This is a genomic window from Edaphocola flava, assembly GCF_004118155.1.
Classification (GTDB): domain Bacteria; phylum Bacteroidota; class Bacteroidia; order Chitinophagales; family Chitinophagaceae; genus Edaphocola; species Edaphocola flava.
On sequence record NZ_SAIQ01000002.1, the window covers coordinates 679,231 to 705,669 of the forward strand.

The 26,439-nt window shown below is 43.9% G+C and carries 17 protein-coding genes; 10 read left to right on the forward strand and 7 right to left on the reverse strand.

Annotated elements, in window-relative coordinates; genetic code table 11:
- Positions 1-102: 102 nt before the first annotated feature.
- The 5 genes from rpoC to EMP01_RS09220 all read left to right on the forward strand — a co-directional run bounded on the left by rpoC (position 103) and on the right by EMP01_RS09220 (position 9,570).
- Entirely contained in the window at positions 103-4,425 is a 4,323-nt protein-coding gene (rpoC, locus tag EMP01_RS09200; protein ID WP_129021214.1) for a DNA-directed RNA polymerase subunit beta', read from the forward strand.
- 188 nt (positions 4,426-4,613) lie between these two features.
- A complete protein-coding gene (locus EMP01_RS15520; RefSeq protein ID WP_161971286.1) occupies positions 4,614-5,699 on the forward strand; it encodes a DinB family protein in 1,086 nt (361 codons plus the stop codon).
- A 645-nt stretch (positions 5,700-6,344) separates the two neighbouring features.
- On the forward strand, positions 6,345-7,046 hold the full coding sequence (locus EMP01_RS09210; RefSeq protein ID WP_129021215.1) for a hypothetical protein: 702 nt from the start codon (positions 6,345-6,347) through the stop codon (positions 7,044-7,046).
- A gap of 299 nt (positions 7,047-7,345) precedes the next feature.
- Positions 7,346-8,557 (forward strand): hypothetical protein, encoded by a 1,212-nt coding sequence (locus tag EMP01_RS09215; RefSeq protein ID WP_129021216.1) that lies wholly within the window; start codon positions 7,346-7,348, stop codon positions 8,555-8,557.
- Positions 8,558-8,796: 239 nt separating this feature from the next.
- Positions 8,797-9,570 (forward strand): hypothetical protein, encoded by a 774-nt coding sequence (locus EMP01_RS09220; RefSeq protein WP_129021217.1) that lies wholly within the window; start codon positions 8,797-8,799, stop codon positions 9,568-9,570.
- Between the two features lie 73 nt (positions 9,571-9,643).
- On the opposite strand, the gene EMP01_RS09225 is transcribed toward EMP01_RS09220, so the two are convergent.
- Positions 9,644-10,192 carry a type 1 glutamine amidotransferase domain-containing protein gene (locus tag EMP01_RS09225; protein WP_129021218.1) on the reverse strand — a complete coding sequence of 183 codons (549 nt, stop codon included), beginning with the start codon at positions 10,190-10,192 and terminating at the stop codon, positions 9,644-9,646.
- Positions 10,193-10,223: 31 nt separating this feature from the next.
- A complete protein-coding gene (locus EMP01_RS09230; RefSeq protein WP_129021219.1) occupies positions 10,224-10,730 on the reverse strand; it encodes a pyridoxamine 5'-phosphate oxidase family protein in 507 nt (168 codons plus the stop codon).
- A gap of 481 nt (positions 10,731-11,211) precedes the next feature.
- Here EMP01_RS09230 and trxB point away from each other — a divergent pair, with 481 nt between their 5' ends.
- From trxB to EMP01_RS09245, 3 genes are all read left to right on the forward strand, one after another.
- Positions 11,212-12,162, forward strand: coding sequence for a thioredoxin-disulfide reductase (trxB, locus tag EMP01_RS09235; protein WP_129021220.1), 951 nt, complete (start codon positions 11,212-11,214; stop codon positions 12,160-12,162).
- Positions 12,163-12,246: 84 nt separating this feature from the next.
- Complete coding sequence (tgt, locus tag EMP01_RS09240) at positions 12,247-13,377, forward strand: tRNA guanosine(34) transglycosylase Tgt (protein WP_129021221.1); 1,131 nt, start codon at positions 12,247-12,249, stop codon at positions 13,375-13,377.
- A gap of 18 nt (positions 13,378-13,395) precedes the next feature.
- Positions 13,396-14,478 carry an LptF/LptG family permease gene (locus tag EMP01_RS09245; RefSeq protein WP_129021222.1) on the forward strand — a complete coding sequence of 361 codons (1,083 nt, stop codon included), beginning with the start codon at positions 13,396-13,398 and terminating at the stop codon, positions 14,476-14,478.
- 62 nt (positions 14,479-14,540) lie between these two features.
- Here the strand turns inward: EMP01_RS09245 and rfaE2 are convergent, their stop codons facing one another.
- The 5 genes from rfaE2 to EMP01_RS09275 all read right to left on the reverse strand — a co-directional run bounded on the left by rfaE2 (position 14,541) and on the right by EMP01_RS09275 (position 22,344).
- Positions 14,541-15,032, reverse strand: coding sequence for a D-glycero-beta-D-manno-heptose 1-phosphate adenylyltransferase (gene rfaE2 / locus EMP01_RS09250; protein ID WP_129021223.1), 492 nt, complete (start codon positions 15,030-15,032; stop codon positions 14,541-14,543).
- Positions 15,004-16,017 (reverse strand): lysylphosphatidylglycerol synthase transmembrane domain-containing protein, encoded by a 1,014-nt coding sequence (locus EMP01_RS09255; RefSeq protein WP_129021224.1) that lies wholly within the window; start codon positions 16,015-16,017, stop codon positions 15,004-15,006. The genes rfaE2 and EMP01_RS09255 overlap by 29 nt, the downstream gene beginning before the upstream one ends.
- Before the next feature lie 77 nt (positions 16,018-16,094).
- A complete protein-coding gene (locus EMP01_RS15715) occupies positions 16,095-17,201 on the reverse strand; it encodes a TraR/DksA family transcriptional regulator (RefSeq protein WP_237559508.1) in 1,107 nt (368 codons plus the stop codon).
- Between the two features lie 2 nt (positions 17,202-17,203).
- Positions 17,204-20,572 carry an isoleucine--tRNA ligase gene (gene ileS / locus EMP01_RS09270; protein WP_129021225.1) on the reverse strand — a complete coding sequence of 1,123 codons (3,369 nt, stop codon included), beginning with the start codon at positions 20,570-20,572 and terminating at the stop codon, positions 17,204-17,206.
- Between the two features lie 233 nt (positions 20,573-20,805).
- Entirely contained in the window at positions 20,806-22,344 is a 1,539-nt protein-coding gene (locus EMP01_RS09275; protein ID WP_161971290.1) for a T9SS type A sorting domain-containing protein, read from the reverse strand.
- 747 nt (positions 22,345-23,091) lie between these two features.
- On the opposite strand from EMP01_RS09275, the gene EMP01_RS09280 reads away from it, so the two are divergent.
- Positions 23,092-24,987: a RecQ family ATP-dependent DNA helicase gene (locus tag EMP01_RS09280; protein WP_129021227.1), complete on the forward strand. Its 1,896-nt coding sequence runs from the start codon at positions 23,092-23,094 to the stop codon at positions 24,985-24,987.
- 82 nt (positions 24,988-25,069) lie between these two features.
- Positions 25,070-26,128: a class I fructose-bisphosphate aldolase gene (locus EMP01_RS09285; RefSeq protein WP_129021228.1), complete on the forward strand. Its 1,059-nt coding sequence runs from the start codon at positions 25,070-25,072 to the stop codon at positions 26,126-26,128.
- Positions 26,129-26,439: the final 311 nt, after the last annotated feature.

The window sequence follows — 26,439 nt, forward strand, 5'->3', positions numbered from 1 at the left end:
ATTCCGCATCCGCCGTATCTTAATACCCTTACTTTTAACAACAAAAAATATTTAATAATTAAAGCAAGGAATAGCTATTCCACGCTTCAATTCAAATAAAAAATGGCAATAAAGAAAGATAATCGCCCAAAATCGGGTTTCGACAAGATTACGATTAGCCTTGCTTCTCCGGATGCTATCCTGGATCGCTCTTACGGTGAAGTATTAAAACCGGAAACGATCAACTACCGTACTTATAAGCCTGAGCGCGACGGTCTGTTCTGTGAGAAGATTTTCGGACCAGTAAAAGACTACGAATGTTATTGTGGAAAGTACAAGCGTATCCGTTATAAGGGTATCGTTTGTGACCGTTGTGGTGTAGAAGTTACTGAGAAGAAAGTACGTCGTGAGCGTATGGGTCACCTGAAACTGGTTGTACCTATCGTGCACATCTGGTATTTCAAATCATTACCGAATAAAATTGGTTACCTGTTAGGTTCCAGCTCTAAAAAACTGGAAAGCATTGTTTACTACGAACGTTATGTAGTAATCCAGGCAGGTGAGGCGGAAGAAATGATCCGTCAGAAATTAAACTTAAAAGACAGCGAAAAAACATACCTGCAATTATTGTCTGAAGACGAGTACCTGGATATCCAGGACGCACTGTCTAAAGAGAACCAATACCTGCCGGATGAAGATCCTAATAAATTCGTAGCGAAAATGGGTGCTGAAGCAGTTCAGGATCTGTTGGGCCGTCTGGATCTGGATTCTTTATCTTACGAGCTGCGTGCTGCTGCTGCGAACGAGACTTCTCAGCAACGTAAGCAAGAGGCGCTGAAACGCCTGAGCGTGGTAGAAGCGTTCCGTGATGCTAATACCCGTATCGAAAATAAACCGGAGTGGATGGTGATGCAGTATCTGCCAATCATTCCACCGGAACTGCGTCCGTTAGTACCTCTGGATGGTGGTCGTTTTGCGTCTTCTGACCTGAATGACCTGTATCGCCGTGTGATTATCCGTAACAACCGTCTGAAACGTTTGTTAGAGATCAAAGCACCGGAAGTAATCCTGCGTAACGAGAAACGTATGTTACAGGAAGCGGTAGACTCTCTGTTCGATAACAGCCGTAAATCAAATGCTGTTAAGGCAGAAGGTGGCCGTGCACTGAAATCATTATCAGATGTACTGAAAGGTAAACAAGGTCGTTTCCGTCAGAACTTATTGGGTAAGCGTGTTGACTATTCTGGTCGTTCAGTTATCGTAGTAGGACCTGAAATGCAGTTACATGAGTGTGGTATTCCTAAAGATATGGCGGCTGAGTTATTCAAACCGTTCATTATCCGTAAATTAATAGAAAGAGGTATCGTTAAAACCGTAAAATCAGCTAAGAAACTGGTTGAACGTAAAGAAGCGGTAGTTTGGGATATCCTTGAAAACGTACTGAAAGGTCACCCGGTAATGTTAAACCGTGCCCCAACGCTGCACAGATTATCTATCCAGGCCTTCCAGCCACGTATGATCGAAGGTAAAGCGATCCAGTTGCACCCTCTGGTGTGTTCTGCGTTCAATGCCGATTTCGATGGTGACCAGATGGCGGTACACGTACCGTTAAGTAATGCGGCTATCCTCGAGGCACAAATGCTGATGCTGGCTTCTCATAACATCCTGAACCCTCAGAATGGTACACCAATCACCCTGCCTTCTCAGGACATGGTATTAGGTCTGTACTATTTGACAAAAGGTAAAAAGACCAATGAAGAGGAAACCATCAAAGGTCAGGGTATGACTTTCTATAGCGCTGAAGAAGTAATCATCGCGCATAATGAAGGTAGAGTAGCACTGCATGCGTGGATCAGAGTAAAAGCTGATGTACGTGGTAAAGACGGACAGCTGGAGCGTAAACTGATCGAAACTACTGTAGGTCGCGTACTGTTCAACCAGGTTGTACCTAAAGAGAACGGTTATGTAAACGCACTGCTGACGAAGAAATCACTGCGTGAGATCATCGGTGCAATCCTGAAAAATACAAATATTCCTAAAACCGTTCGATTCCTGGACGATATTAAACAAATCGGATACCGTACGGCCTTCCGTGGTGGTTTATCGTTCAACATCAATGACCTGACCATTCCGGATATCAAAGAGAAACTGGTTGAGAATGCACAGGTAGAAGTTGATGAGGTTTGGGATAACTATAACATGGGTCTGATCACCAACAACGAACGTTACAACCAGATCATCGATATCTGGTCTCGTGTAGATACGAGAGTAACTGAAACACTGATCACCGAAATGGCTAATGATAAACAAGGGTTTAACTCTGTATACATGATGCTGGATTCCGGAGCCCGTGGTTCTAAACAACAGGTAAAACAGCTGGCTGGTCTGAGAGGTCTGATGGCAAAACCACGTCGTAGTGGTTCAAGCGGTTCTGAGATTATCGAGAACCCGATCTTGTCTAACTTCAAAACAGGTCTGTCGGTATTAGAATACTTCATCTCTACGCACGGTGCCCGTAAGGGTCTTGCGGATACGGCCCTGAAAACGGCGGATGCGGGTTATCTGACCCGTCGTCTGGTAGACGTTGCTCAGGACGTAGTAATCAATAGTGAAGATTGTGGTACATTACGTGGTCTGGCTACATCAGCACTGAAAGACAACGAGGAGATCGTAGAACCATTGTTCGATCGTATCCTGGGTCGTACTTCACTGCACGATGTTTATCACCCGCACACAGAAGAGCTGATCGTTAATGCAGGTATTGAAATTGACGAAGATATCGCTAATGCTATCGAAGAAGCAGGTATCGAAATCGTTGAAATCCGTTCTGTACTGACTTGTGAGGCTAAGCGTGGTGTATGTGCTAAGTGTTACGGTAAAAACCTGGCTACAGGTTATATGACTCAGAAAGGTGATGCAGTAGGTATTATCGCTGCACAGTCGATTGGTGAGCCGGGTACACAGCTGACATTACGTACCTTCCACGTGGGTGGTACGGCGAACTCTTCTGCGATCGAGTCTAACTTAATCGCTAAGTTCGAAGGTACCGTTCAGTTCGATGGTCTGCGTACTGTTAAAACAATTACTGAAGAAGGCGAAGAAGGACAAGTAGTAATCGGTCGTACCGGTGAGCTGCGTGTAATGGATCTGGAAGAAGATCGCCTGATGAACACACATAACATTCCTTACGGTTCTATTCTGAAAGTGAAAAACGGTCAGAAAATCAAGAAAGGTGATATTATCTGTTCATGGGATCCGTTCAATGCCGTTATCATCTCTGAGATCGACGGTACAGTAGATTTCGAGAACGTAATTGAAGGTATCACTTTCCGTGAAGAAGCGGATGAGCAAACAGGTCACCGTGAGAAAGTGGTTATCGAGACAAAAGATAAAAACAAAATTCCTTCTATCCTGATCAATGGTAAAGAAGTGAAAACATACAACTTACCAGTTGGCTCACACATTGGTATCAATATGGGTGACAGAGTGAAGAGCGGTCAGGTAATTGTGAAGATACCACGTGTAATGGGTCGTTCCAAAGATATCACCGGGGGTCTTCCTCGTGTTACCGAGTTGTTCGAAGCACGTAACCCGTCTAACCCTTCTGTAGTAGCAGAGATTGATGGTGTAGTAAGCTTCGGTAACATCAAGCGTGGTAACCGTGAGATCATCGTTGAAAGCCGTGAGGGTATGGTTAAAAAATACCTGGTGCCGCTGACACGTCAGATCACTGTTCAGGATGGTGACTTCATCAAAGCGGGTAATCCGCTGTCTGATGGTGCCATCACTCCTAGCGATATCCTGGCGATCAAAGGACCTAATGCGGTACAGGAATACCTGGTAAATGAAATTCAAGAGGTTTACCGTTTACAAGGGGTAAAAATCAATGATAAACACATCGAGGTAATTGTACGCCAGATGATGCGTAAAGTATCTGTTCAGGATCCTGGAGATACCCGCTTCCTGGAAGATGATACTGTAGATAAGAATGATATTCTGGATGAAAATGACTGGATCTTTGATAAGAAAGTAGTTGTTGATGCCGGTGATTCTGAGAAATTCAGCGCTGGTCAGATCACTACACTGCGTGAGATCCGTGAAGAGAACAGTATGATGCGCAGAGCAGATAAGAAACTTGTAGAATTCCGCGATGCGGTACCGGCTACATCTTCTCCACTGCTGCAAGGTATCACCAAAGCGTCGCTGGGTGTACCAAGCTGGATCTCTGCAGCTTCCTTCCAGGAGACAACTAAAGTATTGTCTACTGCTGCGATCAACGGTAAAGCCGATGATCTGACAGGTCTGAAAGAGAACGTAATTACAGGTGGTCTGATTCCTGCAGGTACTGGTATGCGTGAACTGAATGAGATGGTAGTTGGTTCTAAAGAAGAGTACGAACTGTTACTGGCTAACAGAGAGGTTCTGGAATTTGACGAAGAAGAGTAATCAATTCAGATATATAAAAAAGGAGCGCGCCGGCATAGCCGGCGCGCTCCTTTTTTATATATCACGCCTTTATTTCAGTTCAAATGTGTATATTTACTATGTGTTAGTGTGTGATTTCAGGAACGTGTTATAGTAGTATACTAGCTATTCATCCCGGCATTTCATTTATCAACATAAAATCACAAATTATGAAAACACTTCGCAAGGTGCTGATTGCACTACTGATTATCATTGCCATACCCCTGGTGGTGGCTTTATTTGTAAAGAAAGATTACGCGGTATCACGGGAAGTCGTGATTAAGAAACCCAGAGCGGCCGTATTTGATTATATACGATACCTCAAAAACCAGGAAAACTATAGTAAGTGGGCCAGTATGGATCCGGCGATGAAGAAGTCTTATCGCGGTACAGACGGCACCGTAGGTTTTGTCTCCCGTTGGGAAAGTAATCATAAAGATGTAGGTACCGGCGAGCAGGAGATTAAAAAAATCACCGAAGGGGAGCGTATCGATTATGAGCTGCGCTTTTATAAACCTTTTGAAGCGACTGAACCGGCCTATATGACTGTAGCGGATGCCGGGGAAGGGCAGACTAAGGTTACCTGGGCCTTTAGCGGACATATGAACTATCCTATGAACCTCATGATGCTGTTTATGAATATGGAAGAGATGATTGGCAATGATCTGGAAACCGGGTTGACTAAGTTAAAAACAGTCCTGGAAGCACAGGCTACCACAGCCGATGGCAGCAAAGCTTTTCTGGAAAACTATTATAGACAGACGGCTGCAAACCTGGAGAAAGCGGTGTCTGGTCTGAGTGCGGCACAGATGAGTTTCAGCCCTGGTGGTGGAAAATGGTCTGTGGCACAATGTCTGGAGCATATTATTGCCACAGAGAAGAAGATGTTTGCAGATATTAAGAAAGATATGGACAAACCTGCACAACCTGAGCGGAAGGCAGAAATACAAGGAACAGATGCAGATATTATCAAGATGATTACCGACCGTTCGACTAAGTATAAGGCCCCGAAAGAGCTGCAGCCTGCGGGCAACTATGCCAGCACAGCCGAGGCCCTTTCTGCTTTTATGACCACAAGGCAAGCCATAATGGGATATATACAGAGTACCAGCCTGGACAATCTGCGTAATCATATCAGTGATTATCCTACCGGTAAGGCAGATGGGTATCAGAATTTCCTCTTCCTGGCAGCACATACTGCCCGGCATACTTTGCAGATTGAGGAAGTGAAGGCCGATCCGGCTTTTCCGAAATAATATTATTGAGGAAGTGATTCTTTTGTGTACTGTGTTGTTGCGCACGGCATAGCCGTGCGCAACAACGTTTATGAAAGTATATGATTCTTATCGCTTATGTATTTTCCTTCATTTCTTATTTTTGTGCTTATGATGTTTCGGGGATATATCAGATGGGTGTTATGCATAGCACTTTTCTTTGAGCTGTACGCTTGCAAATCGGCTGGCCCTTCAGGTTTCTGGAGTGGATTTCATGAGCAGGAGATCACAATACATAATAATGATCAGGGCCCATGGGGTGGACACCGGCAGATACAATGGAAAGGCAAGCATGGTGATCATGTATCTGTACCAGAAATAATTACTTACGCAGCAAAGAATGGCTGGAAATACTCCCGGCAATATAGTTTTCCGTTAGAGACAAATCAGCAGTGTTATACATATCTTCAGCTAAAGGAGCGAATACCTTTGCAAATGCAGTCAGCTGGTAACCGCATGCTAGTATTTCAGACAGACTGGCTATTGGTTGAGCCTGGTGATCAAAGTGAAACTTATGAAAATGGTTTTTTTATCCTCAGCGCAGATAGTACAGAATGGATAATGTGGCACATTTGGGGGGAATAGGATTCGTTAAGTAAAACTTACTAACTAATTAATAATAAATTTATGCAGCAGTATTTCGATCATATAAAAAATCATATAGATGAAAACGGTATTGTGCAGGAGGGTGAAAATGTAACTGCTTCACTGCAAGCGGCTATAGCTTTAGGAGAAAAGATTTTGGGTTGTACCCTGGTAGTGAATGGCAAGCGCTTTATCATCCGGATGCTTGAATTGTATTATGGAGGGGCGGGAGATACTGGTCATGATTGGTATCGCTGCCGTTATTCGTATAAGACTTCAAAATATAAAGAACAGACAGACGTGCAAAACCAGCAAGGCTTTGCTGTGTATCTTAGTTCGGGTAATGTAGAAGATGCATATACCCGGATGGATATCGTTGCAGGTCATGGAGGTGTACCAGTTAGTTTCCTGCTACGGAGTGTATGGGAAGAGTCTGCAGATTCTATGGTACGTATAGGTTCCTATGCTGGGAGTCCTCATACGGTACTGAAACAATTAGCATTATTACCAGAACATCATGGGGCAAAGATTGCTGTAGATCAGCTCAATGCCGATATCTATATTGATACCATGGGTCGTGATGCCTTGTTGCAAAGAGAGCAGCTAACTGTTTTATATAGGAAGCGCATCAATCTGAAACTGGAGAAAGATTTTGAAAACCAGCATAAGGTGTTGCTAAACATGTTTTTGGAAAAAGATGTACCAGGGTCTTATGGATACTCAAAGACATATAATCAGCCATAAATCAGATCAGAAGCTAATAGAATTGCTGTTACAACAATCATTGCAGGATCATAGCTTGCCTTATTACCATCTGCTCAATGAAATGAATGACCGATTGCCAGGGAAGAAGTATATCAACCTTACGGTGCGGCAACAAAGGAAAAGTCTTTATGGGACAATAAAAGGGTGTTTTGCACAGTTTAAAACCGGGCGAAACACTCTTTTTGTATCAATACGTTATTTGTTCAGTCAGTTTGCTTGTTTTTCTCTCCATTGTACATGTATTTTCGTGCTTAAATTGAATGTAAAATATATACAATATGAAAGTCGGCATCTACATTTCAGGCTTGGGCCAGTCGGTGGTAAACGAAACGGTGGAGAAGTATGTCGAACGACTGAAGAATGAACTTTGCTTTGATACACATAAGGAGGTGTATGAGATCCGTAAAGGTAAGGAACGCTATATGCAGGATCGCGATTGTACGGTGATCAGTATCTGGCAGACACAGCCGGAAGAAAAAATGATATACAAAATATATGAATTTGACTATCATGAAATGCTTACGGTAAAATTCAACAGCAGCTCTTTAATCGTTAAGAACTTCCGTCTCTTCCTGCTGATGATCAGTAAGTTTCCGTTAATCCTGAAACGGCTATTTGTCTCTAACGGGTATAACCGCCCTTTGCAGACTCTTTATATCTTCCTCATTTTCATGATCATTTCTAGTGCAGTTTTACTCATGGTGCCGGCTAGCATCAGCTCCATAGGTCTTATGTTTGAGCAACCAGCCGTTACTAACCTGTTGAATGGCTTTAAAGAACTTATAGGTACTAAAGATATCCCGGTAATATCTAAACAAGGATTTAAAGAAGCTACTCAACTGGTGGTGCTCATTACGGCACCATTGCTGCTTATTGTACCCAATGCCAATGTGCTGCTCACCAATCTGGCTATAGAATTTCTTTGCGTGAATGATTACATGCAGTATGGTGCCCAGCGTCAATTAATATTAGGTAACCTTGAGCAACTCGTTGAATATGTTACAGAAAATGAAGAAGACTGTACCATCCACTTTCATGCATATAGCTTTGGCAGTATACTGGCTATAGATTATTTGTATCCGTTAAGTGGTAAGCCAAGCCGAAATGTACGTACCTTTTGTAAGGCACTGATTACGATAGGTTCTCCGTTTGAGTTTGTCAAATCTTATTACCCGCAGTTCTGCGTGAACCGTGTTACGGATATGGATAGTTCAATACAATGGATTAATGTATATTCTATATCAGATGCTTTTGCGACCAATTTCCGGTACAATGCCCAGATAGGCGATGCCGAATTTGGTATACTTAAGCATTCGGCCCGGCCACATAATCTGAATTATGAGGTAGTATTATATAATAAACACAATATCATAGACTTCTTTACCCTACAGAGCATTAAAGCACATAGTATGTATTGGGACAATCGCCCGGAAGGGAATAGTTGCCTGAGCCTGATCTATGAAGCCATGAAAGAACGGGAACTGCTATAAAATAAAAGCTGTCTTTGTTTTCATCAAGTCAGCTGCACGACACTTTCATTTTGTACCCCTGCGTGTTTTGATCATGAGCACATTCAATTTAGTGTCCTATCTGGAAGAGAATTATATATTTTAGCAGAATTAAGTAAAAGGGCAATACTGTTAAGAGAAATCTTTTTGCTTGGTATTATGATTATCTTATGCGAAATTTAGGGCTGCGTAGTTAATCAATTGCTCATAACGAATCCCTGATGAAGAATTCTTACATTTTTTTGCTTTGTTGTTTATTGCATACGCATGTCTGGTCTCAGAAAACCAATATGGTGACAAAAGAAAAGCAGCTGGCTGCTTTATATAGTAAAATAGATGGTAACAGATATAGTGCAAATTCCGATAATAAAGCAGAAATGTTTGCCCGGCAAATGAATGATTTCATTCGTGATAATCCTGCTACACTGAGTTATACTTTTACCAAGCTGCAAAAAAGCGGAGTGCATATCGCAACCTCTCCGGATGGTAATTTCAGGATCTATAGCTGGGATACCTGGACGGGTGGGAGCATGCACTTTTTTCAAAGTATTTACCAATGGAAAGATGGCGGACAAATATACTATCGTATGCCGCAATACGGTGAAGGTGATCCGGGTAGTTTCTCATCACAGATCTATATGGTAGATATAGGTAAATACCGCTATTACCTGTCTGTGGAGAACATGATTCTTTCGACAATGCATAGAGGCCAAATGGTAATGGCACACCGGATTGCAGGTAATAAACTGATTGATACGGATAAAATATTTAGAGCAAAAACACAAAAGCTTAAAGTTATAGATATATATTTTAATGTCTCCAGTCTGGATGAAACACGTAAATGGACAACTGATCTGATCACCTACGATTACAGGTATAAACTACTGTACATTCCACTGGTTACTAAAGATAACGTAACCTATAGGAATCTTTTATACCAGCTCAAGGGCAACTACTTTGAGTATATCGGTATCGAAACCGGTAAACGTAAGTAATGTATATTGTTGAACATCAATTAAAAAGCCATCTGTACCTACAGATGGCTTTTTAATTTGTATATAATTCCGTTTACGGATGTTGGGCTTCATGCTTGCCTTCATTGATCTCTTCGACCAGTTTGGCATTAAAGGCTGGTAAGTCTGCGGGTGTACGGCTGGTCACGAGTCCGGAGTCTACGACCACTTCATTGTCTGTCCATTGGGCACCGGCATTGATCAGGTCTTTGCTGATGTTCTGGACAGAAGTCATCTGGCGGCCCTGCACTACCTCAGCATTGATCAGCAGCTGTGGGCCATGACAGATGGCGCCGACAGGCTTTTGCTGCTGAAAGAAATCCTGTATAAATGCAATTGCTTCCTGGTTGGTACGCAGCTGATCTGGATTGATCACGCCGCCAGGCAATACCAGTGCATCGTAATCTTTGGCCGAGGCACTGTTCAGGGTTTTATCTACCCGGTATTCAGGACCCCAGTCCTTTTTGGCCCAGGCTTTTATCGTGCCTTTTTGCGGGCTTACGATATCAACTGTCCAGCCCTGTTGCTCCAGGTGCTCTTTGGGCGATTTTAATTCACTTTCTTCAAAGCCGTGTGTGGCTAATATTGCAATGTGTTTAGACATAATTGTAGCGTTTTGAGGTTAGTGTTTACGGTTAAATATTCAGATCGCCGGAGCGGCCCACATCCATTTTCTGACCGGTAATACCGCTGACGGCCACCTTCATAAAGGTGATCATTTTGTTGGATTTCGTGTCCCAGTAGTGCGCTTCGTGGGGTTTTACTTTCATGACGCGTATACGCGGGTCTTCCTTTCCTTTTTCAAACCAGCCCTCGATCATCTTATTCCAGTATTTGTCAATACGGCCCTGGTCCTGGCTCACCTCGGTATCGGCATGGATGCTGAGGAAACTGTAATTGCCCGGATCGGAATACAGCAGGCAGATGGAAGAGTCCTCTTGCAGGTGGCGGAAAGTTTCGCTTTCAGAAGAAAACAGGAACCAGATATTACCCTGGTCATCGACCTCCTGTGTGCTCATGGGCACAGCATGTACATGCTTGCTGTCTTTAGTGTGGGTACATAGCATACCAATATCAATCTTGGTAGCCATTTCCTTTAATTTGCTGATCGCTTCTTCGTTATTCAGATGCTCTGTACTCATAAGATGAAATTTTATTGGTTTTAAATTAAATATTAATCCTTAATCTTTCTTCTGGTATGATGCAACGGTGTTACCGTTCTTACCGGCACGATGCCGGCGTAAGCAAATCTGGGTGGGGAACCATTTCGGAATACAGGAATGCATAAACGAAATGTGGTATAAATTTAGGTACAAAATGCGGATTATCAGTTCTTTGTAATACTTAAGTCTTGTTAATTGTGTAAACCTTAGGAACTTAAATTCAAAAAGTAAATTGAGGTTATAGTATACTTCTTTACCAATCTAGAACTATTATACGCGCATGATGTACTCGTTTTAAAGTTCCTTCGTGATCGTGTTTATCTTTTTACTTTTTACTTTTCTTCCTTTTGACTTCTTTAACGTATAGATTTTATCCACACCAGGCTAATATTTTCCTATACCCAGGTATTTTTTGTTTTGCCCTAAAAAAATTAACTTCGCCAAGTTTAAATAATAAAATATGTCTACTGAAAATACTACAGAACTGATCGACTGTTTAATCATCGGTTCCGGACCTGCAGGTTATACTGCCGCTATTTACGCATCCCGTGCCAACCTGAAACCTGTATTATACAGTGGTCTGCAACCAGGCGGACAGCTGACGATTACTACAGATGTAGAAAACTATCCGGGTTATCCTGAAGGGATTATGGGTCCTCAGATGATGAAGGATTTTGAAAATCAGGCGCGTCGTATGGGTGCCGATCTGCGTTGGGGTATGATCTCTAAAGTAGACCTGAGTGTGCGTCCGTTCCGTGTAGAGGTAGATGAGTCTTCCTGGATCGAGGCAAACAGCATCATTATCGCTACCGGTGCTTCTGCCAAATGGCTGGGCCTGGAGAGCGAGCAACGCCTGAATGGTTATGGTGTATCAGCTTGTGCCGTATGTGACGGTTTCTTCTTTAAAGACAAAGAAGTAGCGATCGTAGGTGCCGGTGATACTGCTTGTGAAGAGGCGCTGTACCTGTCTAAGATCTGTAGCAAAGTACACATGTTCATCCGTAAAGAAGAAATGCGTGCATCTAAAGTAATGCAGGACCGTGTACTGAAAACAAGTAATATCGAGGTATACTGGAATACAGAAACGGACGAGATCCTGGGTGAGAAGAAAGTAGAAGCCGTACGCGTGCTGAACAATAAAACCAACGAAAAAACTGAGATCCCTCTGAGTGCCTTCTTCGTTGCGATTGGCCACCAGCCAAACAGTGATCTGTTTGCAGGTGTGATCGATATGGACGATCAGGGCTATATCATGACCACTCCGGGTACTTCCAAAACCAATATCCAGGGTGTATTTGCCTGTGGAGATGTACAGGATAAAATGTACCGTCAGGCAGTAACTGCTGCCGGTAGCGGCTGTATGGCTGCACTGGATGCTGAGCGCTACCTGGGCGAGTTTGTACACAATTAATACGATTAACATTATATACTATAGTGAGTCCGCAACAGCGGCTCACTATATTTATTGATATACCATTCTTTTTTTATCTGTAATATGAAGTTTGAATTACAAGCCGTTTGTCCCGATACAGGTGCCCGTGCGGGCCTGTTGCATACCGATCATGGTGTGATCGAAACGCCGATCTTTATGCCTGTAGGTACAGCCGGCAGTGTAAAGGCGGTAATGCAGGATCAGCTGCTGAATGATATTAAGGCCGAGATTATCCTGGGTAATACTTATCACCTGTACCTGAGACCAGGCACGGACATTATCGAGGCAGCAGGCGGTCTGCATAAATTCAACGGCTGGGACAAACCGATTCTTACAGATAGTGGCGGCTACCAGGTATTTTCCCTTTCGGGCAACCGTAAGCTGAAAGAAGAAGGAGCCATGTTCCAGTCGCATATCGACGGTTCCCGACACCTGTTCTCCCCGGAAAGAGTAATGGATATACAACGCAGTATCGGTGCCGATATCATCATGGCCTTTGATGAGTGTACTCCTTATCCATGTGATTATGAGTATGCCCGCAAATCTATGGAGATGACACACCGCTGGCTCGACCGCTGTGTGCAACGCATGGGCGAGACTGAACCTAAATATGGTTATAACCAGTCGCTTTTCCCCATTGTACAGGGTAGTACCTACAGAGACCTGCGCAAAATATCAGCGGAGTATATCGCCTCCAAAGGTGCAGATGGTAATGCCATCGGTGGCCTGTCGGTAGGGGAGCCGGAGCAGGATATGTATGAAATGGCCGAACTTGTATGCGGTATACTACCAAAAGACAAACCCCGTTATTTAATGGGAGTAGGTACACCATGGAATATTATCGAGAATATCGGTTTGGGAGTAGATATGTTTGACTGCGTAATGCCGACCCGTAATGGCCGTAACGGTATGCTGTTTACCTCACAGGGTGTGGTGAATATCAAGAATAAGAAATGGGAAAAAGACTTTAGCCCGATAGATGCGGGTATAGAAAACCGTTTCAGTAATTTCTATACAAGAGCATACCTGAGACACTTGTTTCAGGCCAAGGAGATCTTGGCGTTGCAGCTGGCTAGTCTGCAAAACCTGTCGTTCTACCTGCATCTGGTAAAAGAAGCACGTCAGCATATACTGGCTGGTACCTTTGCTTCGTGGAAGCGTACCGCATTAGATATTGTAAAAACAAGATTGTAACGCCATTTATAGATTCATATGAGATTTTTGACCAAGATCGACCGGTATATTTTAGGAAAATTCTTATCGACATTTTTCTTCTTTATCCTTATGATGGCGGTCATCATATGTGTAATTGACTACAGTCAGAAGATTGAAGATTTTGTAACCAAAAAGGCGCCGACCGGAGAGCTGTTTATCTACTTCCTGGTATCAGCACCCAGCTTTATTACCATCCTCTTCCCGCTGTTTGCCTTCCTGCCCACCATCTTCTTTACTTCGAAGATGGCCAGCCGTACAGAGATCATTGCGATACTGGCTACAGGCTCTTCCTTTAAGCGTTTCCTGAGGGCCTATGTCGCCGGGGGTATATTACTCGGAGGGCTTGCACTGGTTACCAATCACTTCCTCATTCCCCGTTCCAATGTGGTGATGAATGATTTTCTGAGAAAATACTTCTTTGATAAAAAGCTGTCTACAGAGGGCCATGTACACCTCAAGATTGCCAATGATACCTACATTTATGTAGAGAACTTCACCTACGATTCTCAGACCGGTACACAGTTTACCGTAGAGACGATGGATGGCATTATCCTGAAAGAGAAGCTGACTGCTGATCGTATTTCCTATACCGATTCTACCAAAGAGTGGACCCTGCGTAATGTGGTCATCCTGAAGAATGAAGGTGTAAAAGAGACCCTTACCCGCATACCAGAGCTAAAGAAGAAGTATGCTTTTACCCCTGATGACTTGTCCATTGATCGTAATGTGAAAATGGAAATGACTACGCCGCAGCTGCTGGGCTACATCAACCGCGAGAAAGCACGTGGTACCGAGAATGTGTCTGATTTTGAAATTGAATTATACAAGCGTACGGCACAACCATTTGCCGGGTTTATCCTGGTCATCATTGCAGCCTGTATTGCTTCCCGTAAGGTACGGGGTGGGAGCGGGGCGCACCTTGCGCTCGGTATCAGCATCAGTGCCCTGTATATCCTCATGATGCAACTGACCTCAACCTTTGCCACCAATAGCGGCTTGCATCCTGCAATTGCCGTATGGATTCCTAATGTCATTTTTGCCGTACTGGCTTATGTACTGTACCGCCGTAAAATGAGTTAAGGCAGCTAAGGAATGAAATGATTCCGAAACTGCCTTAAGTATGCTATAATTTATTATGGTGCTTATTCCCCCTTACTCCTGGAGATAATAATCGTTGTGGAGAAATCCGGAACTATAGGAAGGATAATTGTCTCTCCGCCGATAGAAGTAACATAATCATTGCCCACTACCGTTTCCGGCGTATAATCGCCGCCCTTAGCCAGTACATCAGGTCTTACTGCCTTGATCAGCTCCAGCGGAGTATCTTCCTCGAAAATACATACAGCATCTACAAATTCCATAGCGGCCAGTACCATAGCCCTGCTGTAGGCATCGTTAATCGGCCGCTGCTCTCCTTTCAGACGCTTTACTGAAGCATCGGAGTTAACACCTATAACCAGCTTATTGCCCAGGGAGGCCGACTGGCATATGCTGGCAATATGACCCTGGTGTATAATGTCAAAACAACCATTGGTAAATACAATCTTATGACTGTTTACCCGCCAGCCGGAGCATATGCGTTTAAGGGTAGTCTTGTCTACTATTTTATGCCGTATGAGTGCTAGTTTGTCCATCTTTTTTATGCTTATTGACAACAGGTAAAAGAATGAGGGAAAGTAATCCCAGCACCAAAACTAATACAGTTTGCACAGACCAGCAAATCCATCCGAAAGCCTGTCCCACACCTTCATTGATACCAAAAAGTAATAACACAGCAGAGACAATGAGCGGGTAGGTGCCAATCCCTCCGGGAGTAACAATCATGCCAATACTGCCAAAGGCAATAATAGCCAGGGCAGAGGTCATATTAAGCCCTGTAGTAGCCTCCAGTGCATGGTAACCAATATAGACCATCAATGTATACATCAGCCAGATAAGGACAGTATACAGCAGGAATTTGCCCCTTTCTTTCAGTCTCCATACCGATGTAATACCCTCGCCCAGATTTTTGAATAACTGGCCCAGCTTAGATCCTTTAATGCGTTTAAACAGGTAGCGCAGCAGTATAGCACTAATAATCAGGATGCCCGCAATAATCATAATCTGGTTCCATCCGACACCATTACCGTAAAGCAAATTTCCCAGGTATTTGTCTATCAGCTGTGCCGCAATGGCACGCTCCATAACCAGGGTCAGCAGCATTACAATCACCAGGGAAACCAGGTCGAAGGCGCGCTCACCGATAATAGTGCCGATTGCCTTTTCCGGAGCGGTCTTTTCATATTTGGCCAGAATGGTACATTTGGCTACCTCTCCCAGACGGGGCACTACAGTATTGGCCATATAGCCGATCAGTACCGCAAAGGTGGTGTTGGCAGTGCTAGGATTAATATCTACCGTACGCAAGAGGATCTTCCACCTCAGCGCACGGAAATAATGGGACAGAAAGCCGACAAAGAAAATAGGGATCAATACCCACCACTGAATGTTTTGTAAAGAGGAGAGCATGGCGTCTTTGTTCTCTTTGCTCATCTCGGTGTAGCGCCAGTAGATCAGGCCAAGGCCCAGTCCTATAAATATAATAATCTGTAAAAAGGTATAAATATGCTTCTTCTTCATGAATCAGAATATGTGCAAGGGAGGTATATAATAAAAGCCTGTCACAGACAGGCTTTTATTATAAGTAATGTAAAAGTCTATTTTTTCATTGAATTTTTAGCTTCAATACTTAAGGTAGCGTGTGGAACCGCTCTCAGACGAGCTTTATCGATCAGCTTACCTGTTTCACGGCAGATACCGTATGTTTTGTTTTCGATACGCACCAGTGCTTTCTCCAGGTTGTTGATGAACTGGATCTGGCGTGCTGCCATCAGAGACAATTGCTCTTTCTCCATCGCTCCGCTGCCATCTTCCATGCTGTTCAGCTTGTTGTCTGCATCATCACCAGCTTCATCCTTACGGGTAATCAGGTTCTGATAGTAAGCGAAGTTTTCTCTTGCTGTATCTAAACGTTTTAAAATCAGTTCTTTGAATTCATTTAATTCCTCGTCACTGTAACGATATACTGGACCTGTGCTTTGTTCTGGCATGTCTAATAAAGATCTTGTGTGTGGATTATATTCTTTCATGGTCGTGCTCGGAGCGGTAATTTTTGCGGATGGTTTTTCCTTTTTACGATGTGCAATAATTGGTGCGGGCTGTTTGCTCTCTGCTTTTCTCGAAGCAGGTTCTGCAGCAGCACTTGATTTGCTTGATTGTCTATCTTCAGCGACAGGAGCCGATTTGGCCACTGGTGCAGGAGTTACTTTTTTAGGCGCTGGTGCTACCGGTGCTTTTGGAGCGGGTACAGCCTTTTTAGGCGCCGCGACAACTTTTGCCGGAGCTGCTTTTTTAGGGGCTTCAGCCACTTTTTTTACAGGAGCAGCCTTTTTAGGCGCTTCTGCAGCTTTTGCTACAGGAGCAGCTTTTTTAGGAGCCGCCGCTTTTTTCGCCGGAGCTGCTTTTGAAGCAGGAACCGCTTTTTTAGGGGCTACTGCTTTTTTAGCCGGAGCTGCTTTCTTAGGAGCCGGCGCGGCTTTTTTCGCTGGTGCGGCTTTCTTAGGAGCGGCTACTGCTTTTTTCACAGGAACAGTTTTTTTCGCTGGTGCCGCCTTTTTAGGAGCAACGGCTTTCTTCGCTGGTGCGGCTGCTTTCTTAGGTGTTGCTGCCTTTTTCGTAGCCACAGTTTTCTTCGGTGAGGCAGCAGCTTTTTTCGCAGGCGCCGCCTTTACTGGTTTTTTGGGAGCTGTTTTCTTGGTGGCCATAATTACGAATTTTTAGTAATAGAAACGGCTAGCAGTAAATCGTTGACCTCAATGCTGATGCCATCCTCAATGTTGTTGACTAACTCAATTTTGTCTGCAAGTATTTCTTCCGAAATATACGCTATATTATTTTTAACGGCGCTATTAATAGCCTCGTTTTCTTCAATTTGTACTAATATTCTATCAGTCAGGGCAAAATCCCTTTCTTTTCTGATCTTCTGAATGCGGTTGACAATCTCACGCGCGTTACCTTCTTCAGTTAACTCATTGTTCAGAGAAATATCCAAAGCTACGGTAATATTTTCTTTATTTGCAACAGACCAGCCAGGAATATCTTCTGCAATGATCTCAACATCTTCTATATCCACAATCACTTCAGTACCCTCTATGTTTACTGCTATATGCTTGTGGTGCTCTAATGCTGCAATCTGATCGGTACTCAGATCATTGATATAAGCGGCAACCGCTTTCATTTTCGCACCTACTTTCTTACCCAGGGTTTTGAAATTAGGTTTGATGCGTTTTTTTATAAATCCGTCATCCGTCAGGAATTCCAGTTCCTTTACATTCACCTCGGAAAGGATCAGGTCCTTCACCAGGTTCAGCTGATCTTTGTCATGCTGGTTGAATGCTGGTACCAGAATTTTCTGTAATGGCTGGCGCACCTTAATGTTTACTTTCTTACGGATGGATAATACCAGGGAGCAGATATCCTGCGCTTGCTGCATACGCTCTTCCAGGTCAGTATCGATTACCGATACATCAGAAACCGGGAACAGGGCGTGGTGTACCGACTCTTCAGTGAATCTGTTGCTCACGCTGTTCAGATTCTGGAACAGCCAGTCTGCAAAGAACGGAGAGATAGGTGCAATCAGTAAGCTCAGTTTTTCCAGGCACTCAAATAAGGTCTGGTATGCGCTGATCTTATCCACTTCATACTCACCTTTCCAGAAACGGCGGCGGCATAAACGTACATACCAGTTACTCAGTTGCTCGTCTACAAAGTTCTCGATCGCTCTGCCGGCCTGAGTAGGCTCATACTCATTCATCGATTTGGTTACCGATGCAATCATGGTATTCAGAGAGGATAAGATCCATCTGTCGATCTCAGGACGTTCCGCTACCGGAATGTAGGCTTCTTTAAAAGCAAAGCCGTCTACATTGGCATATAATGCGAAGAACTGATAGGTATTATATAATGTACCGAAGAATTTACGCTGAATTTCTTCAATACCTTTAATGTCAAATTTTAAGCTATCCCATGGAGAAGCATTGGTAATCAGGTACCAGCGTGTAGCATCGGCACTGTATTTCTCAATTGTCTCAAACGGATCTACTACATTGCCCAGGCGCTTGCTCATTTTATTACCATCCTTGTCCAGAACCAGACCGTTGGCAATAACTGTTTTATAAGCAACACCAGGATATTTATCTTCTGTTACCTCTATGCCTGCCTTGCGCAGTTCTTCATGCACACTGTCTTTCAGTAATGCACCCAGTGCATGCAGGGTATAGAACCAGCCACGGGTCTGATCTACACCTTCCGCGATAAAGTCGGCAGGGTAGTTACGGGCAAAGATTTCTTTATTTTCAAACGGGAAGTGCCATTGAGCATAAGGCATCGCACCCGAATCGAACCAAACGTCGATCAGGTCCGGCTCACGGTACATCGGCTCATTATTATCATCAATCAGCACGATATCATCTACAACCGGTTTGTGCAGGTCAGCCAGCGGCAGTACAATGTCTTTACTGTAACCGGCAGCCTGTGCCTTGCGGATCTCAGCTTCCAGTTCTGCTACAGAGCTGATACATTTCTGCGCACCATCAGTACCTGTCCAGATCGGCAGCGGTGTACCCCAGTAGCGGCTGCGACTCAGGTTCCAGTCTACCATATTCTCCAGCCAGTTGCCGAAACGGCCTTCACCGGTAGCCTTAGGCTTCCAGTTAATGGTTTTGTTCAGGGCTACCATCTGATCTTTCAGCGCTGTAGTTCTGATGAACCACGCATCCAAAGGATAATAAATAATCGGCTTATCAGTTCTCCAGCAGTGCGGGTAACTATGCTCGTATTTCTCTACTTTAAAGGCCTGGCCATGTTGTTTGAGGAATACAGAAATATCAACATTTACATCCTCATAATCAGGATCGTCTTTATAATTTTTGACAAAACGGCCTGCATATTCCCCGGTGCCTTCCACGAATTTACCTTCGCGGTCTACCAGGTTATAGATACCGATATTGTTTTTCTGACCTACTTTATAGTCATCCGCACCGAATGCAGGAGCGGTATGTACGATACCGGTACCATCTTCAGTCGTTACGAAATCGCCCAGGATCACGCGGAACGGGTCACCACCGCTCAGTTCAGGCTTATTGCTTTCGAATGGCAGTAACTGCTCATAGCGCAACCCTTCCAGGTCTTTACCTTTGAAAGATTTTTCAATCGTCCAGGGCAGGATTTTAGAACTGCTGTCCCAATCGCTTAACGGTTGGTTTTCACCTTCCGCTTTAAAATATTTAGCCACCAGCGGCTGCGCCAGGATTACCTTTTGCTCCGCATGGGTATAAGGATTCAGGGTTTTTACCAGTACATAGTCAATGTTTGGTCCTACTGTAAGACCCGCATTGGACGGTAAGGTCCATGGGGTAGTAGTCCATGCCATGAAATATACCTGCTCGTCTGCAGCATTCAGTCCCAGTTTGGTTCTGGCTTCTCCGGTCAGACGGAACATCACGGTAGCACTGGTATCTTTTACATCTTTGTAAGTACCTGGCTGGTTCAGTTCATGCGAACTTAAACCCGTACCCGCTGCTGGAGAATAAGGCTGGATGCTCACACTTTTGTACAGCAATCCTTTCTTGTATAATTCTCCCAGACACCACCAAAGGCTCTCAATGTAATTATTGTCAAAAGTGATATAAGGGTCGGATAAGTCTACCCAGTAACCCATTTTAGTGGTAATCTCGTCCCACTTATCTTTAAATTTCATAACCTCCCGGCGGCAGGCTGCGTTATAGTCTGCTACAGAGATTTTTTTACCAATATCTTCTTTTGTAATACCCAGCATCTTCTCCACACCCAGTTCTACGGGCAAACCGTGTGTATCCCAGCCAGCTTTACGCTTTACCTGGAATCCCTGCATGGTTTTGTAACGACAAACCAGATCTTTCAGTGTGCGGGAAATGACGTGGTGAATACCCGGCATACCATTAGCGCTCGGAGGCCCTTCATAAAAAACAAAGGCAGGGCTTCCTGCTCTGAGATCCATACTTTTTTGAAAAAAATGACCTGCGTCCCACTTCTGGTGCTGATCCTGCTCGATGGCAGGCATGTTAAGCTGCTTATATTCCGGATACTTATTACTCATTGATTGATCTACGCGATTACGCTAAAAAATTGTGTGCAAAGTTATGATTTTTTTTGCGATATTTCCAATTTTGCACGGCCGTAAATATAATGATAATTAATGACCCGGACAGAAAATAATTTGTCCGGGTCATTAATTGTGAGCACTAGCCCAATGTCAAAGTAAGAGAATGTATTATATATATTATCTGTTTTTATGTGATTTTCTTTTTCTTTAGGTGTTGTATTTTCGGTTTACTTAACGGCGAGGGTTTTACATACTTTCTCTTTATTGGCACTGTACATAAAGATATAATAGAGGCCACTGCTCAGGTCGTCCAGCGTAATGGTACCACCATGTACGTTATTGAACTGGCGCACAACCTGGCCCAATGGATTTATTACAGCAATATTGGCAGTTTCTCCTTCCGGCAGGTCTGCTACCATCTGAACAGATGTAGATGGGGCCGGGTTAGGGAATATATGCAGGTCCATAGGTGCTGCATTGCGTTCCAGTTTGATTACATTTGAATATCCGTATTGTCCGTCCGGGTTAAATGCTCTTACGCGGTATAAAGCCGTCTGAGGTTCCATGTCGGTATAGGCATATTGTTCATATCCTCCTGCTTCGGTGCCTTCTTTCACTTTTTCAATACCAATCTGTTTCCAGGTGCTGCCTTCGGTCATTTTTTCGATGGCATAGCGGGTATCATCAGTGGGCACTTTCCAGAACAGTCTGTTCCAGTTACCATCGCGTTTACCGGTAATGACTACATTGTCCAGCGGTAATACAATAGAACAGTCCGGTGCAGTAGTGGTAATAATCGTATTACCGTATGTGGTAAATTGATTGGTTATGGTATTAGTCACTTTAATATTACCCACTATAAAGAACAAAGGATTATTGTTTTTCGTAGGAGACCAGTTAAATGTGGTGAACGGAACAGAATAGGGGTCTGTCATAGTTACATCGGGTAGAGAGGCTGCTGAGTAAGAATGTATCAGTACATTGTCAATAAACGGATTAAAGTCTCCGCTGCTGTCTACATCTGCAAACACATCCACGCTGTAGTCTACAGAATAATCAGGCAGACCTGTAGATACAGTGAACTGGTATTGTGCCTGTTGAGCTCCTTTCTGACATAATTGTACCGCATCCATAGTAGGGACATTAGACAGGTAGGTAAATCCGACCATAGTACATTGTACATTTAAAGAAGCTGCATTGGAAGACCAGGCATCGCCTTTAAATTTAATCGCCTGATTACATCCTCCTGGATACAACAGTGTCAGGTTTTTGATCTGATAAAAATAGTTACCACTACCTACATCAGCTACATTTAATATAAGGCCGTCTGCACCGTCTTTCACCTGGTTGATACAAGGTAGTGTGTTGTCATCAATAGTCGGGTCAATGGCATAGGTAGACACAAAGGTTGCAGGGTTTGTGTTCCGGTTAATGATAATAGTGGCCAGGGCATTGTCCAGGGCACCGTTGCCACCACCGGTACTGGATTCCGGTGCATTGCTTACCGCATAGGGGAAGCTTGGATTAGGGTATTGGCTTTCTGCCCATAAGTGCAGCACCGTGTATTTATTACCGTTATTAATGTTGATGGTAAAACTCAGGTTCACATTGACCACACAGTTACCGTTAATGTCTGTATTTGTATAATTAAGCTCCACTGCTGGGCTTACGAATGTACAGGCGCTGGTTTGCGCATAGCTGTATCGGGGCACGATCATCCAGAGACATATAGCCAGGATGGAAGCCCATGTTGTAAATTTTTTCATGATTTGGCATTTAAAAAAGATGAAATAGGTTAAAATAATGCACAAGAGATCATGCCACAACATATTAAATAAGTGTGTAGGTGGTCGTTTTAGACAAAGCATTACCTGCTGCAAGCAGGAGCAAAGCAGATGGCAGCATACGCTATGCCAAAACGTGTCTTTTTTTAAGATGTTATATTACGTATTGAAAATTGGTCCTCGCCCGGCATGATGGGTTCTGCCGGTTTGTATTGTTTTTAAGGTTGGATATAACAATATCAAACAAATTTGGAAAGGAGTTAAGTATTGTGGCTCTTCATACAATAGATACTCCGGGAATGGAAAAATATCAGTACAGCTCGTTGGGTTGTGCTCACGTGGTAAGTCACTAATTAATGCTACATAAGATAGCCAGAGTATGTTGCTCTTCTTCAACAGAGGCTCTTGAGTATGGGGGAAACGCTTCGGTTTACAGCTTCACAATGTCAAATTCAGGTCAAATCTATGGAGGATCAAAAAAGAGGCGTGATCTGCGGAATAGCCGATTGGGCGCACATCTGTTTGATTTCCACTTCTAAGTTACGATTATAAAACAGGACACTTTGGGAATTATTTACAGTTAACGTATTAATAACATATAAACTTTGAGGTGTTGCAGAATAAGTTTAATACAGAATGCGTTGTATTGGTAAAAATAATAATATTTTTGCATATTCGGCCCCCGAATTTTGAGATCAAAGCAGCGCCAGGCGCGCGCAAAAGTGTATTATGAATGTATTGACAACGCTACAGCAGTATTGGGGGTATAGCGGTTTCCGTCCCATGCAGGAAGAGATTATCCAGTCCGTATTAGCGGGTAGGGATGTATTTGCCATGTTGCCTACCGGCGCAGGCAAGTCTCTTTGTTACCAGGTACCTGCAATGAATATGGAGGGTATTACTATAGTAGTCAGCCCGCTGATTGCCCTGATTGAAGACCAGGTACAGGCGCTGAATAAGCGTAATATTCCTGCAGTGAGCATTCACTCCGGGCTTGATCGCTTACTGCTGGTGCAATTGATGGATGAGGTCGCAGACGGGCGGTATAAACTGGTATATGTCGCCCCGGAACGCTTGCAGAGCGAGACGTTCAGAGAATTGATGATACAGTTGCCTGTACAGTTTATTGCCGTAGATGAGGCACACTGTATTTCTCAGTGGGGCCATGACTTTCGTCCTGCCTACCGCAACATAGCAGAGTTCAGGGAGCTATTTCCCAAAGTACCTGTGCTGGCCATTACTGCTTCAGCTACGGCTGCTGTGCAGGAAGATATCTGTAAGCAATTAAAACTGCATCAGCCGCAAACCTTTACCCAGTCTGTGATACGGCCTAACCTGTCCTATCATATCGATTATACAGAGAACAAACCTGTTGCGCTTACCGAAGCGCTGGTTACGGCTGGCGGCAGCAGCATTGTGTATTGCAAAACCCGTAAGCGTACTGTAGACTGTATGCAAATGGTAAAGGATCGTACCGCCTTGCCTGCTTACCATTACCATGCCGGTATGCGCAAGATGGAAAAGGATTTTGCTTACCATCAATGGCTGGAAAAAACAGATGCGGTCATGACGGCCACAACGGCCTTCGGTATGGGAATTGATAAGCCGGATGTAAGGCTGGTATTGCATTACGACCTGCCTACAAGTATAGAACAATACTACCAGGAAGTAGGTCGTGCCGGTCGTGACGGAGCGGCCGCAAGAGGGCAATTATTTTATCATACAACCGATATCAATTACCTGCTGGACCTGCCTGAAATACAGTTCCCGCCTATATCGCAGGTAAAGGCGGTATACCAGCACCTGTCCGATTACCTGGGCATACACCTGCACACCGGCAACGAGCAGGTATTTGCATTTGATATTACAGAGTTTGTAGCCCGTTTCAAACTGGACATGGTCACCACCGTCAGTTCTATAAAGATACTGGAGCGGGAAGGGTTTATGGAGTGGAATGAAAATGCGCAAACCCAGTATACAATAAGGTTTACCACGGACAGGGATACTATAAATTATCTCGAAAAGAACTATAAAACGCTATATCCTGTAGTAGAGACGCTGTTGCGCCACTACGGGAGTATCTATAATTTCGAAACAGCAGTGCCCATTTTTAAAGTGGCCAAAGCACTGAATATCGATAAAACCATATTGGAAGACAGGCTCTGGCAACTGCAGGACCTGGGTGTGCTGGAGTATAAACCGGCAATTGTAGGCAGTTATATGCTCTGGTTGCATAACCGTATTCCGTTCCCATACCTTAACCTGAACGAGCCGACCATCCGTAAAATGAAAGCAGCATTGTCGCGCCAGGTACAGGAGATGGCTGATTTTATACAGAATGAAGAGACCTGCCGTAATCGATTGCTGTCTGTCTATTTCGGACAGGAAGATGTAGCAGATTGCGGGCAATGCGATAATTGTCAGAAGCATCGCTCAGAGGAAGTGCATACCAATGCATCTATAAATAATACCTTGCTTGAAGTGCTGAAGCGGGAGGCACCGTTGCCGCTGAGTGATTTACTGCAGCAGCTAAGGCATATTCACCGCGAGCAGGTCATACAGGCCTTGCGTGCATTGGTAGCAGATGGTAAAGTGCGCCATGAGGGTGGAATTATTTCCTTCTGATTTTTGTTATTTGATAATATTAACATATTTTACTACTTTTGCAGCCAAATTAGAAAACCAATTTTAACCATACAACATCATTATGGCAAACAACAAAATAGTTGAGTTATTAGGCGCCGACGCCGATTCATTATTGAATCACGAGTGTAAGACTATTGATAAGTCTATGTTACACGCTCCATCACCATCACATGTAGAGGATATCTGGATGCCGTCTAACCGTAATGTACAGACTTTACGCAGCCTGCAAACTATCTTAGGTAACGGCCGTCTGGCAGATACCGGATATGTATCTATCCTGCCTGTGGATCAAGGTATTGAGCATAGCGCTGGTGCATCTTTCGCACCAAACCCAATCTATTTTGATTCTGAAAACATCGTGAAACTGGCTATCGAAGGTGGTTGTAACGCGGTTGCTTCTACATATGGTGTACTGGGTTCTGTTGCCCGTAAGTACGCGCACAAAATTCCGTTTATCGTTAAGATCAACCACAATGAATTCCTTTCTTACCCTGATAACTTTGATCAGATCATGTTCGGTTCTATCAAAAACGCATGGGAAATGGGTGCTGTAGCGGTTGGAGCTACTATCTATTTCGGTTCTCCTGAGAGCAATCGTCAGATCGTAGAAGTGGCTAAAGCATTTGAATATGCACACTCTCTGGGTATGGCTACAGTACTGTGGTGCTACCTGCGTAACAACGCATTCAAAGTAGATGGCGTTGATTACCACACTGCTGCGGATTTAACAGCACAGGCTAACCACCTGGGTGTTACCATTCAGGCAGATATCATCAAACAAAAATTACCTACCCTGAACGGCGGTTACAACGCAATTAAAGTGGGTAAAACTCATAAAGATGTTTACAGCAAACTGACTACAGATCACCCGATCGATCTGGCTCGTTACCAGGTGGCTAACTGCTACATGGGTCGTGCAGGCCTGATCAACTCCGGTGGTGAGTCTAAAGGTGCATCTGACCTGGCTGAAGCAGTAACTACTGCGGTGATCAACAAACGTGCCGGTGGTATGGGTCTGATCTCTGGCCGTAAAGCATTCCAGAAAGATATGAAAGTAGGTGTTGAGCTGCTGAATGCAATCCAGGACGTATACCTGGATGATAGCATCACTTTAGCTTAATCCTGATATAATATAAACAATAAAGCCCTTCCGATCGGAAGGGCTTTATTGTTTATAACTATACCGAATACTTTTGTTCGTATATCGAGCTTTGCATAGCGGCGTCGGGGAATCTCCTCTTTTCTGTGCAAATGAAATATATCTACTCCGTTAAATTACTGTCAATATAATATGTCTGTACCGTACAGATCGCTGGAACCGGCATTATAAATCCAGTGTTAAGAAAATCAGTGGCTCGGTCGGTTAAGTCGCAAACCACTGTCTGAGCGCAGCGAGTTTGCGTTTGCGACCGGCCGACACATTGATTTTTA

Coding starts and splice junctions, on each gene's coding strand:
- rpoC (WP_129021214.1), top strand. CDS start 103: ATGGCAATAAAGAAAGATAATCGCCCAAAATCGGGTTTCGACAAGATT.
- EMP01_RS15520 (WP_161971286.1), top strand. CDS start 4,614: ATGAAAACACTTCGCAAGGTGCTGATTGCACTACTGATTATCATTGCC.
- EMP01_RS09210 (WP_129021215.1), top strand. CDS start 6,345: ATGCAGCAGTATTTCGATCATATAAAAAATCATATAGATGAAAACGGT.
- EMP01_RS09215 (WP_129021216.1), top strand. CDS start 7,346: ATGAAAGTCGGCATCTACATTTCAGGCTTGGGCCAGTCGGTGGTAAAC.
- EMP01_RS09220 (WP_129021217.1), top strand. CDS start 8,797: ATGAAGAATTCTTACATTTTTTTGCTTTGTTGTTTATTGCATACGCAT.
- EMP01_RS09225 (WP_129021218.1), bottom strand. CDS start 10,192: ATGTCTAAACACATTGCAATATTAGCCACACACGGCTTTGAAGAAAGT.
- EMP01_RS09230 (WP_129021219.1), bottom strand. CDS start 10,730: ATGAGTACAGAGCATCTGAATAACGAAGAAGCGATCAGCAAATTAAAG.
- trxB (WP_129021220.1), top strand. CDS start 11,212: ATGTCTACTGAAAATACTACAGAACTGATCGACTGTTTAATCATCGGT.
- tgt (WP_129021221.1), top strand. CDS start 12,247: ATGAAGTTTGAATTACAAGCCGTTTGTCCCGATACAGGTGCCCGTGCG.
- EMP01_RS09245 (WP_129021222.1), top strand. CDS start 13,396: ATGAGATTTTTGACCAAGATCGACCGGTATATTTTAGGAAAATTCTTA.
- rfaE2 (WP_129021223.1), bottom strand. CDS start 15,032: ATGGACAAACTAGCACTCATACGGCATAAAATAGTAGACAAGACTACC.
- EMP01_RS09255 (WP_129021224.1), bottom strand. CDS start 16,017: ATGAAGAAGAAGCATATTTATACCTTTTTACAGATTATTATATTTATA.
- EMP01_RS15715 (WP_237559508.1), bottom strand. CDS start 17,201: ATGGCCACCAAGAAAACAGCTCCCAAAAAACCAGTAAAGGCGGCGCCT.
- ileS (WP_129021225.1), bottom strand. CDS start 20,572: ATGAGTAATAAGTATCCGGAATATAAGCAGCTTAACATGCCTGCCATC.
- EMP01_RS09275 (WP_161971290.1), bottom strand. CDS start 22,344: ATGAAAAAATTTACAACATGGGCTTCCATCCTGGCTATATGTCTCTGG.
- EMP01_RS09280 (WP_129021227.1), top strand. CDS start 23,092: ATGAATGTATTGACAACGCTACAGCAGTATTGGGGGTATAGCGGTTTC.
- EMP01_RS09285 (WP_129021228.1), top strand. CDS start 25,070: ATGGCAAACAACAAAATAGTTGAGTTATTAGGCGCCGACGCCGATTCA.